We start from the raw sequence: 14803 nt of genomic DNA on the forward strand, positions 1-14803 counted from the left end.
AACGAGCGTGACAAGTCCCGCGGGGACAGCCTCTCCCGTGAGCTCAAGAGGGCTCAGGGGTCCCTGTCCCTGCTCTCAAGCCTTCAGGGCTCGCCGGGCGGCCGGGACGGGTTTACCGGGGGAAGGAAACGTCCCGGTACCAACGCCTGGAGGGTCCTGAGGGTAGGCCTCTTCCTTCCCCTCCTTGGGAAGACGGTGCCCCGTGACCTCTCCCCGTTGAAGGTCTTCCTTCACCGGGGAGCGTGGAAGGGGTGGAAGGCAGGCTTAGGTCCTCATCCTGGTGGGGGGCCGGGGTGCACTAATGTGCGCTTTGGTTGACCAGGTGCGGGCACTTAGGCCATGGTCATCGCCTTCACCGGGGACCCCTTCCTGGCCAAGGAAGCGCTCTGGCAAGAGGGGCGGCTTAGGGGCCTTTCCGGCTTCACCGAGCCCACCCCGGAAGCCCTGGCCGAGGCCCTCGCCCCCGGGCTTTTCGGGGGCGGAGGGGCCATGCTGGACTTCCGGGAGGTGGGCGAGGGGGAGTGGAAGGCCCTGAAGCCCCTCCTGGAGGGCGTGCCCGAGGAGGTCACGGTCCTCCTCCTGGACCCCAAGCCCACCCCTTCCCGGGCCGCCTTCTACCGGAATAGGGAAAGGCGGGACTTCCCCACCCCCAGGGGAAAGGACCTGGTGAGGCACATAGAAAACCGGGCCAAGCGCCTGGGGCTTAGGCTCCCCTCGGGAGTCCTCCAGTACCTGGCCTCCCTGGAGGGGGACCTGGAGGCCTTGGAGCGGGAGCTGGAGAAGCTTTCCCTCCTTTCCCCTCCCCTCACCCTGGAAAGGGTGGAGGCCCTGGTGGCCCTGAGGCCTCCCGTCACGGGGTTTGACCTGGTGCGGGCGGTGCTGGAGGGGAAGGACCGCGAAGCCTTCCACCGCCTCAGGCGGCTAAGGGAAGAGGGGGAGGAGCCCCTAAAGCTCCTCGGGGCCTTCGCCTGGCAGTTTGGCCTCCTGGCCCGGGCCTGGCTGCTCCTTCAGGAAAACCCCAGGCCCAAGGAGGAGGACCTGGCCCGCCTCGAGGCCCACCCCTATGCGGCCAGGAAGGCCCTGGAGCTGGCCCGCACCCTGGACCGCCCCCACCTCCAGGGGGCCCTCGAGGTCCTGATCGGGGCGGAGACGCGGGCCAAGGAGGGAAAGGACCCCTGGCTGGCCCTGGAGATGGCGGTGGTCCGCCTCCTGGCCCTAGGCCGTTGACCGGCCGGTCAGAAGCTGGGTAGAATGCCCCCATGCTCAAGCCCGAGCTGGTGGAGGAGGTGCTCGTGCGGGCCCTAAAGGGCGGGGCCGACTTCGCCGAGGTCTACGCCGAGCGCTCCAAGAGAAGGCGAATGAAGGTGCGCTCGGGGAGGCTGGAGGAGGCCCTCTCCGGCCTGGACTATGGGGCGGGGGTGCGCCTCTTCTTCGGCCCCGAGGTGGTCTACGCCTACACCAACGACCTCACCCATGAAGGCCTCCTGGAGGCCCTGGAAACCCTCCTCCGGGCCAAGGGGGCCCTGGGCCGGGTGGACGCCCAGGGGGCAGGCGGCCTGGATTTCCGCAAGGCCCGGCCCCAAGGCCTCCACGCCCCCAGGGTGGCCTACGGGGAGAAGGACAAGCGCTACCGGCTGGAAAGGCTCCTAGAGGCCGAGGCCGGGGCCCGCATCGCCCCGGAGATCAAGGAGGTGGAGGCGAGCCTATTGGAGTGGGAACAGGAGGTCCTCATCGCCAATAGCGAAGGGGTCTGGGCCGAGGAAAGGAGGGTGCGCACCCGGCTTTTCGTGCTGGCCGTGGCCCAGGACGCACATGAGGTGCAGACGGGCTACAGCGCCCCGGGGAAGAGCGTGGGCCTGGAGCTCTTTGACCTCTACCCCCCGAGGGCGGTGGGGGAAAAGGCCGCCCGCCAGGCCCTCACCAACCTCAAGGCAAAGCCCGCCCCCGCGGGCACCTTCCCCGTGGTGGTGGGGCCGGGCTTCGGCGGGGTCCTCTTCCACGAGGCCGTGGGCCACCTCCTGGAGACCACCAGCGTGGCCAGGAAGGCGAGCGTCCTCGCGGACAGGCTGGGGGAGGTGGTGGCGAGCCCCGCCGTCACCTATATAGACGACGGTACCCTGCCCCACGCCTGGGGCTCCACCGAGGTGGACGACGAGGGCCGCCCCACGGAGCGCACGGTGCTGATAGAAAAGGGCGTCCTCCAAAGCTACATGGTGGACCGCCTGGGCCACCTCCTCACGGGCTACCCCATGACGGGCTCAGGGCGCCGCCAGGACTACACCTACGCCCCCACCTCCCGCATGCGCAACACCTTCATCGCCCCCGGGGAGGCGGGGGTGGAGGACCTCTTCCAGGGCATCGACTTCGGGCTCTACGCCAAGGAGATGGGGGGTGGGCAGGTGAAGCCGGGAAGCGGGGAGTACAACTTCGCCGTGCAGGAGGGGTACATCATCCGCAAGGGCCGCATAGAGGAGCCCGTGCGGGGGGCCATGCTGGTGGGCAAGGGGCCCGAGACCCTCATGCGGGTGGTGGCCGCAGCCCGGGACCTGGAGAACGCCCCCGGGATGTGCGGCAGCCTCTCCGGGTCCGTCCCCGTGGAGGTGGGCCAGCCCCACGTGCTGGTCTCGGAGATCGTGGTGGGAGGTCGGGCATGACCCTGGAAGAGGCCAAGGCCTACGTCCTGATGAGGGCCCGGGAGCTTGGGGTGGAGGCGGAGCTCCTCTTCGGAGAGGAGCGTGAGCTCTCCTTGTGGGCCCGGGAGGGGCGGCTTGAGGAGATCAAGGAGGCGAGGCAGCGGGGCCTCGGCCTCCGGGTGGTGGCGGAAGGGAGGGTGGGGTACGCCTACACGGAGGAGCTTTCCCCGGAAGGCCTGGACTGGGCCCTGGCGGAGGCCCGGGAAAACGCCCTCCTCTCCGCCAAGGAGGGGGCCCTGCCCCCGGGGCAGGCCTTGGGAAGCCACGACCTTCTGGGCGAGGGGCTTTCCGCCCCCCTGGAACGGAAGGAGGAGGCGGCCCTCGCCCTGGAGGAGGCCATCCGCCAGGACCCCCGGGTGAAGAGCGTCCTCATGGGGGGCTACCTGGAGCGGGAGAGCCGGGTCGCCCTCGCCAGCACCCAAGGGGCGGAGGGAAGCTTCCGCACGGGCTTCGCCGCGCTTATGGGAAGCTTCGTCATGGCCCAAGGGGGAAGCGTCAAGCAGGGGTGGGACCTCAAAGGGGGCAAGGAGTTCCACGCCCTCGAGCCCGGCCGCACCGCCCTGGAGTTCCGGGAGAGGACGGGAAGGCTCCTGGGGGCTAAGCCCCTGAAGACCGGGCGCTACCGGGCCTACCTGGAGCCCAGGGCCATGGCCATGCTCCTTTCCGTCTTCGCCCAGGCCCTCTCCGGCAAGAACGCCCTGGAGGGGAAAAGCCGCCTTTTGGGGAGGCTTGGGGAGAGGATCGCGAGCCCCCTCGTCACCCTGGTGGACGACCCCACCCTGGAAAAGGGCCTCTTCTCCCGCCCCTTCGACGCGGAGGGCACCCCCACGGGGCGCACCGTGGTGGTGGAGAAGGGGGTCTTCCAGACGTTTCTTCACAACTCGGAGACGGCAAGGGCCCTGGGGCACCAAAACACGGGCCACGCCGCCCGCGCCTACCGGGGGGTCCTGGGGGTAGGCCCCACGAACCTCTACCTGGTGCCCCTGGGGAACCTCACCCTTACCCAAGGGGTGGTGGTCACGGAGTTCATGGGCCTCCACGCCGGGGCCAACCCGGTGAGCCTGGACTTCTCCCTGCAGGCCCTGGGGCTTTGGGTGGAGGAGGGAGAGGTGCGGCACGCGGTGGAGAACTTCGCGGTGAGCGGGAACCTCCTGGAGCTCCTCCAGGGGGTGGAGGCGGTGGGGGACGACCTGGACTGGCTCCTTGGGGACGCCGCCTACGGGAGCCCCACGGTGGCGGTGGCCGAGCTCTCCTTCGCCGGGGCATGAGAGTCCTCGTCACCCGCACCCTGCCGGGCAATGCCCTGGAGCGCCTGAAGGCGCGGGGCCTCGAGGTGGAGGTCCACGAGGGCCTCTTCCTCCCCCGTGCGGAACTCCTAAAGAAGGTGGTAGGGGTGGCGGGGCTCATCCCCACCGTGGAGGACAGCATTGACGCCGAGGTGATGGACCGGGCCGGGCCCGGCCTCAAGGTCATCGCCTGCTACAGCGTGGGGGTGGACCACGTGGACCTGGAGGCGGCCAAGGCGAGAGGCATCCGGGTCACGAACACCCCAGGCGTCCTCACCGAGGCCACCGCCGACCTCACCCTCGCCCTCCTCCTGGCGGTGGCCAGGCGGGTGGTGGAGGGGGTGGACTACGCCCGGAAGGGTCTCTGGCGGGCCTGGCACCCCGAGCTCCTTTTGGGCCTGGACCTAGAAGGCCTCACCCTGGGCCTCATCGGCATGGGCCGGATCGGCCAGGCGGTGGCCAAGCGGGCCGAGGCTTTTGGAATGAGGGTGGTCTACGCCAGCCGCACGGAAAAACCCCTCCCCTACCCCCGCCTTCCCCTGGAAGAACTCCTTGCCTCCGCCGACGTGGTGAGCCTCCACGCGCCCCTCACCCCGGAAACCCACCGGATCATGGACCGCAGGCGGCTTTTCGCCATGAAGCGGGGCGCGATCCTCATCAACACCGCCCGAGGGGCCCTGGTGGACACCGAGGCCCTGGTGGAGGCCCTAAAGGGGCACCTCTTCGGGGCGGGCCTGGACGTCACCGACCCCGAGCCCCTGCCGCAGGACCACCCCCTCTACCGCCTACCCAACGCGGTTATCACCCCCCACATGGGCTCGGCGGGAAGGAGGACCCGGGAGCGCATGGCGGCGATGGCGGTGGCCAATCTCCTCGCCATCTTGGAAGGCCAAGAGCCACCGAACCCGGTAGTATAGGCCCCATGGGCTTTCTCATCGGCATCCTGGGCGGGGCGTTCGGCGGCTTGGTGGGGCTTGGGGGGGGAACGGTGATGATCCCCCTCATGGTGGGGCTCCTGCGCCTCTCCCAGCACCAGGCCCACGGCACCAGCCTGGTGGCCGTCTTCTTCACCGGGCTTATGGGCGCCGTCACCTACGGGCTCCAAGGCTCCTTAAGCCTCAAGGCCGCCCTGTTCCTGGCCGCCACCGCCATCCTCACGGCCCGCCTGGGGGCCCGCTACGCCCACGGCCTGCCGGAGAGGGACCTGAAGAGGGCCTTCGGCTTCTTCCTCCTTTTCGTCTCCTTCCTCCTCCTCCTTAAGCCCCACCTGGCCCCGGTGGGCCTCATCCGGGGCGAAGCCCTGGAGGACCTCACCCTCCTCCTCGCCGGGAGCCTCACCGGCTTCCTCTCGGGGATGATGGGCGTGGGCGGGGGGACCATCATGGTCCCGGCCATGGTCCTCCTCCTGGGCATGGACCAGCACACCGCCCAGGGCACGAGCCTCCTGGCCATGGTCCCCGCCAGCCTGGTGGGGGCCCACACCCACCACCGCCTGGGCAACGTGGACCCCTCCCTGGCCGCGGGCCTGGTGCCCGGGGTGCTCCTCGGCACCTTCCTAGGGGGGGAGGCCGCCCATTACCTGCCCGAAGCCGCCTTGCGCCTGGTCTTCACCGCCGTCCTGCTCTGGACCGCCTGGCGGTACCTCCGTCCCTTCAGGGGGAAAAGGTAACCTTTGGCACTATTCCCACCATTCCCGGCGTCTTATGGTGGGGGAGAAAGGAGGTGAGCGTATGCAGCGCTGGCAGGACTGGGCCAACCTCGTCCTGGGCCTTTGGCTCATCCTTTCCCCCTGGCTCTTGGGCTTCAGCGCCACCCCGGCCGCCATGTGGAATGCGGTCATCATCGGGGTGGTGGTGGGGCTTATGGCCCTCATGCACCTTAGGGGCGGTCCCATGTGGGAGGAGTGGGTGAACGTGCTCCTCGGCGTCTGGCTCATCCTCTCTCCCTGGATCCTGGGGTTCAGCGGGATGGGCAACGCCATGTGGAACGCCCTCATCGTGGGTGTGCTCGTGGGGGCCCTGGCCTTAAGCGTGGCCCGGGAGAAGCCCAAGGCAGCTTAGGCCGTAGCCCCCGCCCGGGCTTCCCGCCTAGGCCCAAGCCTAGGCGGGTTCTTGCCCTTGGGCCCCCGGGGGTGTAAGGTGGGGGTGGCCTTTAAACCGGTCCCGCGAGGCCGGAAAGGGGGTAAAAGTGGACCTACAGGTGAGGCGGCCCAAGGAAAGAAGCCAGGCGGAGGCGTCGGCCTCCGCTTTTTCTTGGAGGTGAGGCGTGCGCTACAAGGCGGAACTCATGAACCAAGAGGAGATGCGCCGGGCCCTTTACCGCATCGCCCACGAGATCGTGGAGGCCAACAAGGGCACGGAAGGGCTCACCCTGGTGGGCATCCACACCCGGGGCATCCCCTTGGCCCAAAGGATCGCCCGCTACATCCGGGAGTTCGAGGGGAAGGAGGTGCCTGTGGGGATCCTGGACATCACCCTTTACCGGGACGACCTCTCGGAGATCGGGGTCCGGCCCCAGGTGCGGGAGACCCGCATCCCCTTTGACCTCTCGGGCAAGGCGGTGGTCCTGGTGGACGACGTCCTCTACACGGGCCGCACCGCCCGGGCCGCCCTGGATGCCCTCATGGACCTGGGAAGGCCGAGGCGCATCTACCTGGCGGTCTTGGTGGACCGGGGGCACCGGGAGCTTCCCATCCGGGCGGACTTCGTGGGCAAGAACGTGCCCACCGCCAAAAACGAGGTGGTGAAGGTCAAGGTGGCCGAGGTGGACGGGGAGGACCGGGTGGAGCTTTGGGAAAGGGAGGCGGCATGAGGCACCTCCTGGACTTCCAGGGCTGGAACAGGCCTGAGGTGGAAAGCCTCCTGGACACCGCCAGGGTCATGGCGGAGGTGTTGGAGCGGCCCATAAAGAAGGTTCCCGCCCTCCAGGGCTTCACCGTGGCCACGGTTTTCTTCGAGCCCTCCACCCGGACCCGCATCTCCTTTGAGCTCGCCGCCCGGCGCATGTCCGCGGACGTGGTCTCCTTCGCCGCCCAGACCAGTAGCCTCCAGAAGGGGGAAAGCTACAAGGATACCCTCCTCACCCTCGAGGCCATGGGCGTGGACGCCTACGTGATCCGGGCCGACGCCGCCGGGGTGCCCCACCAGGCCACCCGCTGGGTGAGGGGGGCGGTCATCAACGGGGGGGACGGCCGCCGGGCCCACCCCACCCAGGCCCTTCTGGACGCCTTCACCCTTTTGGAAGCCTTGGGCGGCCTGGAGGGGAGGAAGATCGCCATCGTGGGGGACATCCTCCACTCCCGGGTGGCCCGCTCGGGGGCCGAGCTCTTCTCCCTCCTCGGGGCCGAGGTCGTTTGCGCCGGGCCTCCCGCCCTCCTCCCGCAGGCCCTCCCCGGGGCCAGGCTCACCTCGAGCCTGGAGGAAGCCCTGGAGGAGGCGGACGCGGTCATGGTCCTGAGGCTCCAGAAGGAGCGCATGGAGGCGGGGCTTGTGAACCTCCAGGACTACATCGCCCGCTACCAGGTGACGGCAAAGCGCCTCGCCCGGGCCAAGCCCCAGGCGCCCCTCCTCCACCCCGGCCCCATGAACCGGGACGTGGAGCTGGAAGGCACCCTGGCGGACTCGGAAAGGAGCCTGGTGAACCGCCAGGTGAAAAACGGGGTGGCGGTGCGCATGGCGGTGCTTTACCACCTCCTGGTGGGGAGGGAAAAAACATGATCCTGATCCGAAACGTTCGGCTCGTGGACGCTAGGGGCGAGCGGGGACCCCTGGACGTCCTCATCGGCGAGGGGCGGATCCTCTCCCTGGAAGGGGGGGAGGCCCAAGAGGTCATAGACGGCACGGGGTGCTTCCTCGCCCCGGGGTTTTTGGACCTCCACGCCCACCTGCGGGAGCCCGGGGAGGAGGTGAAGGAGGACCTTTTCTCGGGGCTTCTCGCGGCGGTGCGGGGGGGGTACACCGACCTCGTCTCCATGCCCAACACCCGCCCCCCCGTGGACACCCCGGAGGCGGTGCGGGCCCTGAAGGAGAAGGCGGAGGCCCTGGGCCTCGCCAGGCTCCACCCCGCGGCCGCCCTCACCCTGGGGCAGGAGGGGAAGCACCTCACGGAAGCTGGGCTCCTGAAGGAGGCCGGGGCCGTCCTCCTCACCGATGACGGCCGCACCAACGAGGACGCCGGGGTGCTGGCGGCGGGGCTCCTTCAGGCCGCCCCCTTGGGCCTTCCCGTGGCGGTCCATGCGGAGGACGCGAGCCTTAGGCGAAACGGGGTGATGAACGACGGGGCCCTGGCGGACCTTTTGGGCCTTCCCGGAAACCCCCCGGAGGCCGAGGCGGCCCGGATCGCCCGGGACCTCGAGGTCCTGCGCTACGCCAGGAGGCGAAGCCAGGCCGTGCCCAGGCTCCACGTCCAGCACCTCTCCACGAAGCGGGGCCTGGAACTTCTCCGGGAGGCCAAGCGGGCCGGGCTTCCCGTGACCGCGGAGGCCACCCCCCACCACCTCACCCTCACGGAAGAGGCCCTAAAGGCCTTTGACCCCCTCTTCAAGGTGGCCCCGCCCCTCCGCACCCGGGAGGACCAGGAGGCCCTCCTGGAAGGGCTCTTGGACGGCACCCTGGACGCCATCGCCACCGACCACGCCCCCCACACCCTGGCGGAGAAGGAGATGGACCTCCTCCGGGCCCCCTTCGGCATCCCAAGCCTGGAGGTGGCCTTCCCCCTCCTCTACACCGAACTCCACCTGAAGCGGGGCTTCCCCCTTCCCAGGCTCGTGGCGCTCTTCACCCACGGGCCCAGGCGGGTCCTGGGGCTTCCCCCCATCCACCTGGAGGAAGGGGCCGAGGCGAGCCTGGTCCTCCTCTCCCCCAAGGAGCGCCCCGTGGACCCCAGGGCCTTCGCCTCCAAGGCCAAGTACTCCCCTTGGGCGGGATGGCGGCTTGGGGGCTGGCCCGTCCTCACCCTGGTGCAGGGAAAGGTGGTCCACAAGGCGCTGGAATAAGGGCGCGCCCTCACCGCCTGAGGTCCCGCAGGGAAGAAACCCCCTCGGCCTCCATGAGGCGGAGAAGCCCCTTTAGGAGGCGCCTGGGGAAGAGGGGCCCCCCGTAGACGAAGCCCGTGTAGACCTGGACCAGGCTCGCCCCGGCCTTGAGCCTTTCCCAAAGGTCCAAAGGCGTCTCCACGCCCCCCACGCTCACCAGGGTGAGGCCCCCGGCCTGGGCCAGGTGGTGGAGGACGGCCAAGGCCCGCTCCTTCAAGGGCCTTCCCGAAAGCCCCCCGGCTTCCTGGGCCAGGGGGCTCCTGAGGCCCTCCCGGCTCAGGGTGGTGTTCACCGCTACCAGGCCCTCCAGGCGGTGCTTCTGAGCCAGGGCCACCACCTCGTCCAAGGCCTGGGGGGAGAGGTCCGGGGCCACCTTGAGAAGGAGGGGCTTGGGGGTAGCGGGGCGGAGGCGGGAAAGGAGCTCGTCCAGGAAGGGGCCCTCCTGCAGGGCGCGAAGCCCCGGGGTGTTGGGGGAGCTCACGTTCAGGACGAAGTAGTCCCCGTAGGGCTCCAAGGCCTTTAGGGCCTCCAGGTAGTCCTCCGCCGCCCGCTCCAAAGGTGTGTCCCGGTTCTTCCCCAGGTTGACCCCCACGGGGAGAGGAAGCCCCCTTTCGCGGAAGCGCTTTAGGCGCGTGGCGGCCTCCCTCGCTCCCCGGTTGTTGAAGCCCATGCGGTTGATGAGGGCACGGTCTTCCACCAAGCGGAAAAGCCTCGGCCTCGGGTTTCCCTCCTGGGGCCTGGGGGTGAGGGTCCCCACCTCGGCGAAGCCAAAGCCCAAGGCCCACCAGGCCCCTAGCGCCCGGGCGTCCTTGTCCATACCCGCCGCCAGGCCCAAGGGGTTAGGAAAGGCGAGGCCCAGGGCCTCCACCCGGAGGCGGGGGTCTTCCACCCGGAGGAGCCTTGCCGGCACCCGCAAAAGGGGCCCCCTTTCCGACCAAAAGGAGAGGAGGCCCAGGGTGAGCTCGTGGGCGGCCTCGGGGTCCAGGGCAAAGAGGAGACGGTGCACAAGCCCATGCTACCCCGTCTCCCCCAGGCTCCCCGCGGCAACAGGTTTGGGCGCTAAGGGTATATAATGGCCACATGCGCCGCGCTCCTTGGTTTCTCCTAGCCCTAGGCAGCCTCCTCGCCGCCTGCTCGGTCACCGTCTCCGTTTCCCTTCCCGACCAAACCGTCCAAATCCCCGCCCTTGGGGACACCGCGGGCAAGGTGATCTACCCCGCCAACCCCCAGGGGTTCTCCCCGCCCGGAAGCGTCCTCAAGGACGTTCAGGTCACGGGCACCCTCGAGGCCAGCCAATCTCTAACCCTCACCCTAGACCTCTACGCCCGCACCCTAGACCCAGCCCAGGACAATAACTGCTTGGCCCTGAGGGACTTCCAAAACGTGTACGCCTACGCCTGCACCCTGGGCCCCGAGGATGGGCATATTGGCGAGGCCGCCTTTTCCGGAAGCGCGCAAGCCACCCTCACCCTAAGGGGCGAGAAGCTGACCCAAGGGGTGCAGGGGGGAAGGGTGTGGCTCGGGGCCATGGCCCAGGGCTTGCCCGGCGGGAACCTAACCTTCACCTTTAAGAACCTCAAGGCCACCGTCACCCTAGGCTTCTAGGCCTTTGTGGTGGCAGGCCCCATCGCTACCTCCCCAGGGGGTATCATGGGGGTAGATGAAGGACGCCCTGCGCCTGGAACTTCCCGTTTTGCCCCTTAGGAACACCGTCATCCTCCCCCACACCACCACGGGGGTGGACGTGGGCCGCCCCAAGAGCAAGCGGGCGGTGGAGGAGGCCCTCAACGCCGACCGCTACCTCTTTCTGGTGGCCCAGCAGGACCCGGAGGTGGACGACCCCGCGCCGGAAGACCTCTACGGGGTGGGCACCCTGGCCGTGGTGAAGCAGGCCATGCGCCTGCCGGACGGCACCCTGCAGGTGATGGTAGAGGCGAGAAGCCGCGCCCGGATCCTCCAGTACGTGGCCGCCCCCTACCTCCGGGCCGTGGGGGAGGTCTTGGCCGAACCCCCCCTGCAGGACCCAAGCCTCGCCCGGGTCCTGGTGGGGGAGGTGCAGGAGGCCTTCGAGCGCTACCTGCAGAACCACAAGACCCTGCGCCTGGACCGCTACCAGCAGGAGGCGGTGAAGAGCACCCTGGATCCCGCGGTCCTGGCGGACCTGGTGACCCACCACGCCACCTGGTCCCTGGAGGAAAAGCAGGGCATCCTGGAGACCCCGGAGGTGGAGGAGCGCCTGAAGCGGGTGTTGGCCCTGCTCCTCCGCGACCTGGAGCGCTTTGACCTGGACAAGAAGATCGCCGCCCGGGTCAAGGAGCAGATGGACCAGAACCAGCGGGAGTACTACCTGCGGGAGCAGATGAAGGCCATCCAGAAGGAGCTCGGGGGCGGGGAGGACTTCCTCTCGGAGATGGAGGAGCTCCGGGAGCGCATAGAGAAGAAGGGCATGCCCGAGCCCGTGAAGGAGAAGGCCCTCAAAGAGCTCAAGCGCCTGGAGCGCATGCAGCCCGGCTCCCCCGAGGCCACGGTGAGCCGCACCTACCTGGACTGGCTCCTGGACGTGCCCTGGACCGAGGCCGACCCCGAGGTTTTGGACATCGCCGTCACCAAGCGGGTCCTGGACGAGGACCACTACGGCCTGAAGGACGTGAAGGAGCGCATCCTGGAGTACCTGGCGGTGCGCCAGCTCACCCAGGGGAAGGAGGTGAAGGGCCACGCCCCCATCCTCTGCTTCGTGGGGCCCCCGGGGGTGGGCAAGACCTCCTTGGGCAAGAGCATCGCCCGGAGCATGAACCGCCGCTTCCACCGCATCTCCCTGGGCGGGGTGCGGGACGAGGCGGAGATCCGGGGGCACCGCCGCACCTACATCGGGGCCCTTCCCGGCAAGATCATCCAGGGGATGAAGCAGGTGGGGGTGGTGAACCCCGTCTTCCTCCTGGACGAGATCGATAAGCTCTCCTCCGACTGGCGGGGGGACCCGGCCTCGGCCCTCTTGGAGGTGCTGGACCCGGAGCAGAACCACACCTTCACCGACCACTACCTGGACGTGCCCTACGACCTCTCCAAGGTCTTCTTCATCACCACCGCCAACACCCTTTCCACCATCCCGAGGCCCCTCCTGGACCGGATGGAGGTGATTGAGATCCCCGGGTACACCCTTCCCGAGAAGCGCGCCATAGCCCGCCACTTCCGCTGGCCCTTCCAGGTGAAGGAGGCGGGCCTCGAGGGCAGGCTGGAGATCACCGACCGGGCCATCGAGCGCATCGTGCAGGAGTACACCCGGGAGGCCGGGGTGCGCAATCTGGACCGGGAGCTTTCCAAGGTGGCCAGGAAGGCCGCCAAGGACTACCTCGAGGCCCCCTGGGAAGGGGTGAGGGTGGTGGACGCGGGCGACCTGGAGGCCTACCTGGGCGTGCCCAAGTACCGCCCCGACCGGGCGGAGAAGGCCCCCCAGGTGGGGGCGGCCCAGGGCCTGGCCTGGACCCCCTACGGGGGCACCCTCCTCACCATTGAGGCCGTGGCCGTTCCGGGCACGGGCAAGGTGAACCTCACCGGCAACCTGGGGGAGGTCATGAAGGAGTCGGCCCACGCCGCCCTCACCTACCTCCGGGCCCACCGGGAGGAGTGGGGGCTTCCCGAGGGCTTCCACAAGGACTTTGACCTGCACATCCACGTGCCGGAAGGGGCCACCCCCAAGGACGGCCCCTCCGCCGGCATCACCATGGCCACCGCCTTGGCCAGCGCCCTCACGGGCCGCCCGGTGCGCATGGACATCGCCATGACCGGGGAGATCACCCTGCGGGGCAGGGTCCTCCCCATCGGCGGGGTCAAGGAGAAGCTCCTCGCCGCCCATCAGGCGGGGATTTACAGGGTCATCCTCCCCAAGGAGAACGAGCCCGAGCTCAAGGAGGTGCCGGAGGAGATCCTCAAGGACCTGGAGATCCACTTCGTGGAGGAGGTGGGGGAGGTGCTGAGGCTCCTCCTCCTCCCCGCGGTGCCCCCGCCCGTGGGCCCCGCCGACCGGCCCCAGCCCGGAGCGGGGGCCTAGGCAAGCTCCACGGGCACGCCCAAGGGCACCAGGGCTTCCTGGGCTCCGGGGGTTGCCTCGGCCACGGCCAAGCGCAGGGAGGCGATCCCGGGGGTGCCGAGTTCCAGGAAGTGGCGCCCCGGGGGCAGGAGGAAGCGGTAATCCAGGGGCTCTTGGGGAAGAACCGTGCCCCAGAAGAAGTGGCCCCCCGCCTGGCCCGGAAGGAAGAAGACCTCCCGTTCCCCGGAGCGCAAGCGCAAGGGGAAGGCCTCGAGGCTGGCCCCAAGCCCAAAGGGAAGCTCCTGGTAGATTAGGCCGGTAAGGTGCACCACGCTGGGCGCCTCCAGCTCCAAGACCTCCCCCACCTCTTCCCCGGCCAAAGAAACCAGCTGGACCTCGCGGGGCCCGCCCAGGGCCCGCCTCCACCCCACCCTCACGGCGGGGGGTGGGGTGGAAGGCTTCAGGCCCAGGGCCGCCGCCCGCCGCCACCCCTTGAGCTCCCGCTCCAGGCGCGCGTAGTCCACCGCCTCCCCTTGCTGGAAGCGGTGGTAGGCCTCGGCCACCGGGTCGCCCAGCTCGCGGAAAGCCTCCGCCAGGCGGCCGTGGATGCGGGAGCGCTCCCCCTCGGCCAGGCCGGTGGCCAGGTAGGGGCGAAACTGCGGCTCGCTCAGGTGGTAGCGCCCCTCCCGCAGGAGGAGCCACCCCCTATGCTCCAGCTCGTCCAAGGCCTCCGCGCATCCCATGGTCTGGGCCAGCTTCTCGGGCCAAGGGCCAGGGTGGAGGGCCAGGACCTCCAGGGTCCGGCGAACCTCCTGGGGAAGGTAGCGGGCCTCGAGGGCCACCATGGCCCGAATCCGCTGGGGAAGGGCCTCGGGGTTGGCCAGGGCCAGGAGCTCCTGCATGACCTCCACCCGGCCCCCGCTCCTCAGGTAGAAGCGGGCGGCCTCGGCGAAGGGCAGGCGGGCCAGGAGGCCCTCCCTTGCCTCCTCCCAGGAGAGGCGGGGCACGCGTTCCACCACGGTGAGGGCGGCGGGAAACCGCACCCTCAAGGCCAGGAGGAAGGCGGGATCCTCCCCGAAACTGCTCCGAGCCACCACCACTACCTGGCCCGGCGTGGGGGAAAGGGAAAAGGCCGCCTCCTTGGGGGGTAGGGGCTCGTCAAAGTAGAACACCCCCGGCCCCTGGCCCATACCCCGCCGGAAGGGCAGGCCCAACCGGGCGGCCAAGGCCTGGGCCAAGGCCTCCCGCCCCGAGCCTGGGGGGCCGATGAGCACCACCAAGGCGGGGGGCCGCACCCCCTTCAGCCGCTCGGAAAAGGGCACGGCCTCCATGTCTGGGGACAGGCGGGCCCGCAAGCCCTGGACCCAGTCCGCGAAGAGGGGCGAGAGGTCCTCGAGGCCCTCCAGCACCTCACCGCCCCCCGGGGTGCGGTCCAGCTCCACGCCGGGAGGCAGGGCGAGCACGGGGCCCCGGAAGGCTTCCTTGCCGAAGAAGGTGCGGAGGTGGGTGAGCTCGGCCCGCAGGTTCTGCAAGGCGGCCCCGTGCCCCCAAAGGAGGTCCGCAAGCTTCTCCCTGCGGGTAGGGCCTTCCAGGGCGAGGTAGTAAAGGACCCCCAAGGCCTTCCGCCTTAGGGGCAGGGGCCCCATGGGGCCTTCCGCCCGGGCAGGGCCATATAGGGGAAGCCGTACGGGCACCATGGACCACCTCCGTTAAGCCCGACGTTAAAGAGGCGTGAAAACCCGCAGCCCTCTTGCCATGAAGTTTA

13 protein-coding genes and 1 pseudogene are annotated in these 14803 nt (G+C 69.4%); 12 read left to right on the plus strand and 2 right to left on the minus strand.

Translation table 11 applies throughout. The features are described from left to right. From ACYQ0J_RS00835 to ACYQ0J_RS00880, 10 genes and pseudogenes are all read left to right on the plus strand, one after another. Window positions 1-318, plus strand: a pseudogene (locus ACYQ0J_RS00835) (IS200/IS605 family accessory protein TnpB-related protein); the annotation flags it as partial. 21 nt (window positions 319-339) lie between these two features. Further along, a complete protein-coding gene (gene holA / locus ACYQ0J_RS00840) occupies window positions 340-1227 on the plus strand; it encodes a DNA polymerase III subunit delta (protein ID WP_460170298.1) in 888 nt (295 codons plus the stop codon). Between the two features lie 32 nt (window positions 1228-1259). Next, entirely contained in the window at window positions 1260-2654 is a 1395-nt protein-coding gene (locus tag ACYQ0J_RS00845) for a TldD/PmbA family protein (protein WP_460170299.1), read from the plus strand. Further along, the gene (locus ACYQ0J_RS00850) at window positions 2651-3961 is read left to right on the plus strand and encodes a TldD/PmbA family protein (protein ID WP_460170300.1); all 1311 of its coding nucleotides are present in this window, start codon (window positions 2651-2653) and stop codon (window positions 3959-3961) included. The genes ACYQ0J_RS00845 and ACYQ0J_RS00850 overlap by 4 nt, the downstream gene beginning before the upstream one ends. Next, window positions 3958-4896: a 2-hydroxyacid dehydrogenase gene (locus ACYQ0J_RS00855; protein WP_460170301.1), complete on the plus strand. Its 939-nt coding sequence runs from the start codon at window positions 3958-3960 to the stop codon at window positions 4894-4896. The genes ACYQ0J_RS00850 and ACYQ0J_RS00855 overlap by 4 nt, the downstream gene beginning before the upstream one ends. Before the next feature lie 5 nt (window positions 4897-4901). Then, on the plus strand, window positions 4902-5648 hold the full coding sequence (locus ACYQ0J_RS00860; RefSeq protein WP_460170302.1) for a sulfite exporter TauE/SafE family protein: 747 nt from the start codon (window positions 4902-4904) through the stop codon (window positions 5646-5648). A gap of 61 nt (window positions 5649-5709) precedes the next feature. Next, window positions 5710-6039 carry an SPW repeat protein gene (locus tag ACYQ0J_RS00865; RefSeq protein WP_460170303.1) on the plus strand — a complete coding sequence of 110 codons (330 nt, stop codon included), beginning with the start codon at window positions 5710-5712 and terminating at the stop codon, window positions 6037-6039. Between the two features lie 205 nt (window positions 6040-6244). Beyond that, the gene (pyrR, locus tag ACYQ0J_RS00870) at window positions 6245-6790 is read left to right on the plus strand and encodes a bifunctional pyr operon transcriptional regulator/uracil phosphoribosyltransferase PyrR (protein WP_460170304.1); all 546 of its coding nucleotides are present in this window, start codon (window positions 6245-6247) and stop codon (window positions 6788-6790) included. Next, a complete protein-coding gene (locus tag ACYQ0J_RS00875; protein WP_460170305.1) occupies window positions 6787-7695 on the plus strand; it encodes an aspartate carbamoyltransferase catalytic subunit in 909 nt (302 codons plus the stop codon). Before pyrR ends, ACYQ0J_RS00875 begins: the two co-directional genes overlap by 4 nt. Then, on the plus strand, window positions 7692-8972 hold the full coding sequence (locus ACYQ0J_RS00880) for a dihydroorotase (RefSeq protein WP_460170306.1): 1281 nt from the start codon (window positions 7692-7694) through the stop codon (window positions 8970-8972). Before ACYQ0J_RS00875 ends, ACYQ0J_RS00880 begins: the two co-directional genes overlap by 4 nt. Before the next feature lie 10 nt (window positions 8973-8982). Here ACYQ0J_RS00880 and ACYQ0J_RS00885 read toward each other — a convergent pair whose 3' ends face one another. Beyond that, on the minus strand, window positions 8983-10017 hold the full coding sequence (locus tag ACYQ0J_RS00885; protein WP_460170307.1) for a quinone-dependent dihydroorotate dehydrogenase: 1035 nt from the start codon (window positions 10015-10017) through the stop codon (window positions 8983-8985). A 74-nt stretch (window positions 10018-10091) separates the two neighbouring features. Here ACYQ0J_RS00885 and ACYQ0J_RS00890 point away from each other — a divergent pair, with 74 nt between their 5' ends. Together ACYQ0J_RS00890 and lon are read left to right on the plus strand one after the other, a co-directional pair. Then, on the plus strand, window positions 10092-10616 hold the full coding sequence (locus ACYQ0J_RS00890; protein ID WP_460170308.1) for a hypothetical protein: 525 nt from the start codon (window positions 10092-10094) through the stop codon (window positions 10614-10616). A 55-nt stretch (window positions 10617-10671) separates the two neighbouring features. After that, a complete protein-coding gene (gene lon / locus ACYQ0J_RS00895) occupies window positions 10672-13059 on the plus strand; it encodes an endopeptidase La (protein WP_460170309.1) in 2388 nt (795 codons plus the stop codon). Here lon and ACYQ0J_RS00900 read toward each other — a convergent pair. Further along, on the minus strand, window positions 13056-14735 hold the full coding sequence (locus ACYQ0J_RS00900) for a hypothetical protein (RefSeq protein ID WP_460170310.1): 1680 nt from the start codon (window positions 14733-14735) through the stop codon (window positions 13056-13058). The two genes, lon and ACYQ0J_RS00900, sit on opposite strands and share 4 nt — an antisense overlap. Window positions 14736-14803: the final 68 nt, after the last annotated feature.

Source organism: Thermus sp. FJN-A, from assembly GCF_054655095.1.

Bases quoted from the DNA above. Each gene is read 5' to 3' on its own strand.
- ACYQ0J_RS00865 (WP_460170303.1), top strand. From the start codon at position 5,710: ATGCAGCGCTGGCAGGACTGGGCCAACCTCGTCCTGGGCCTTTGGCTC.
- ACYQ0J_RS00860 (WP_460170302.1), top strand. From the start codon at position 4,902: ATGGGCTTTCTCATCGGCATCCTGGGCGGGGCGTTCGGCGGCTTGGTG.
- holA (WP_460170298.1), top strand. From the start codon at position 340: ATGGTCATCGCCTTCACCGGGGACCCCTTCCTGGCCAAGGAAGCGCTC.
- ACYQ0J_RS00855 (WP_460170301.1), top strand. From the start codon at position 3,958: ATGAGAGTCCTCGTCACCCGCACCCTGCCGGGCAATGCCCTGGAGCGC.
- lon (WP_460170309.1), top strand. From the start codon at position 10,672: ATGAAGGACGCCCTGCGCCTGGAACTTCCCGTTTTGCCCCTTAGGAAC.
- ACYQ0J_RS00890 (WP_460170308.1), top strand. From the start codon at position 10,092: ATGCGCCGCGCTCCTTGGTTTCTCCTAGCCCTAGGCAGCCTCCTCGCC.
- ACYQ0J_RS00875 (WP_460170305.1), top strand. From the start codon at position 6,787: ATGAGGCACCTCCTGGACTTCCAGGGCTGGAACAGGCCTGAGGTGGAA.
- ACYQ0J_RS00845 (WP_460170299.1), top strand. From the start codon at position 1,260: ATGCTCAAGCCCGAGCTGGTGGAGGAGGTGCTCGTGCGGGCCCTAAAG.
- ACYQ0J_RS00900 (WP_460170310.1), bottom strand. From the start codon at position 14,735: ATGGTGCCCGTACGGCTTCCCCTATATGGCCCTGCCCGGGCGGAAGGC.
- ACYQ0J_RS00850 (WP_460170300.1), top strand. From the start codon at position 2,651: ATGACCCTGGAAGAGGCCAAGGCCTACGTCCTGATGAGGGCCCGGGAG.
- ACYQ0J_RS00880 (WP_460170306.1), top strand. From the start codon at position 7,692: ATGATCCTGATCCGAAACGTTCGGCTCGTGGACGCTAGGGGCGAGCGG.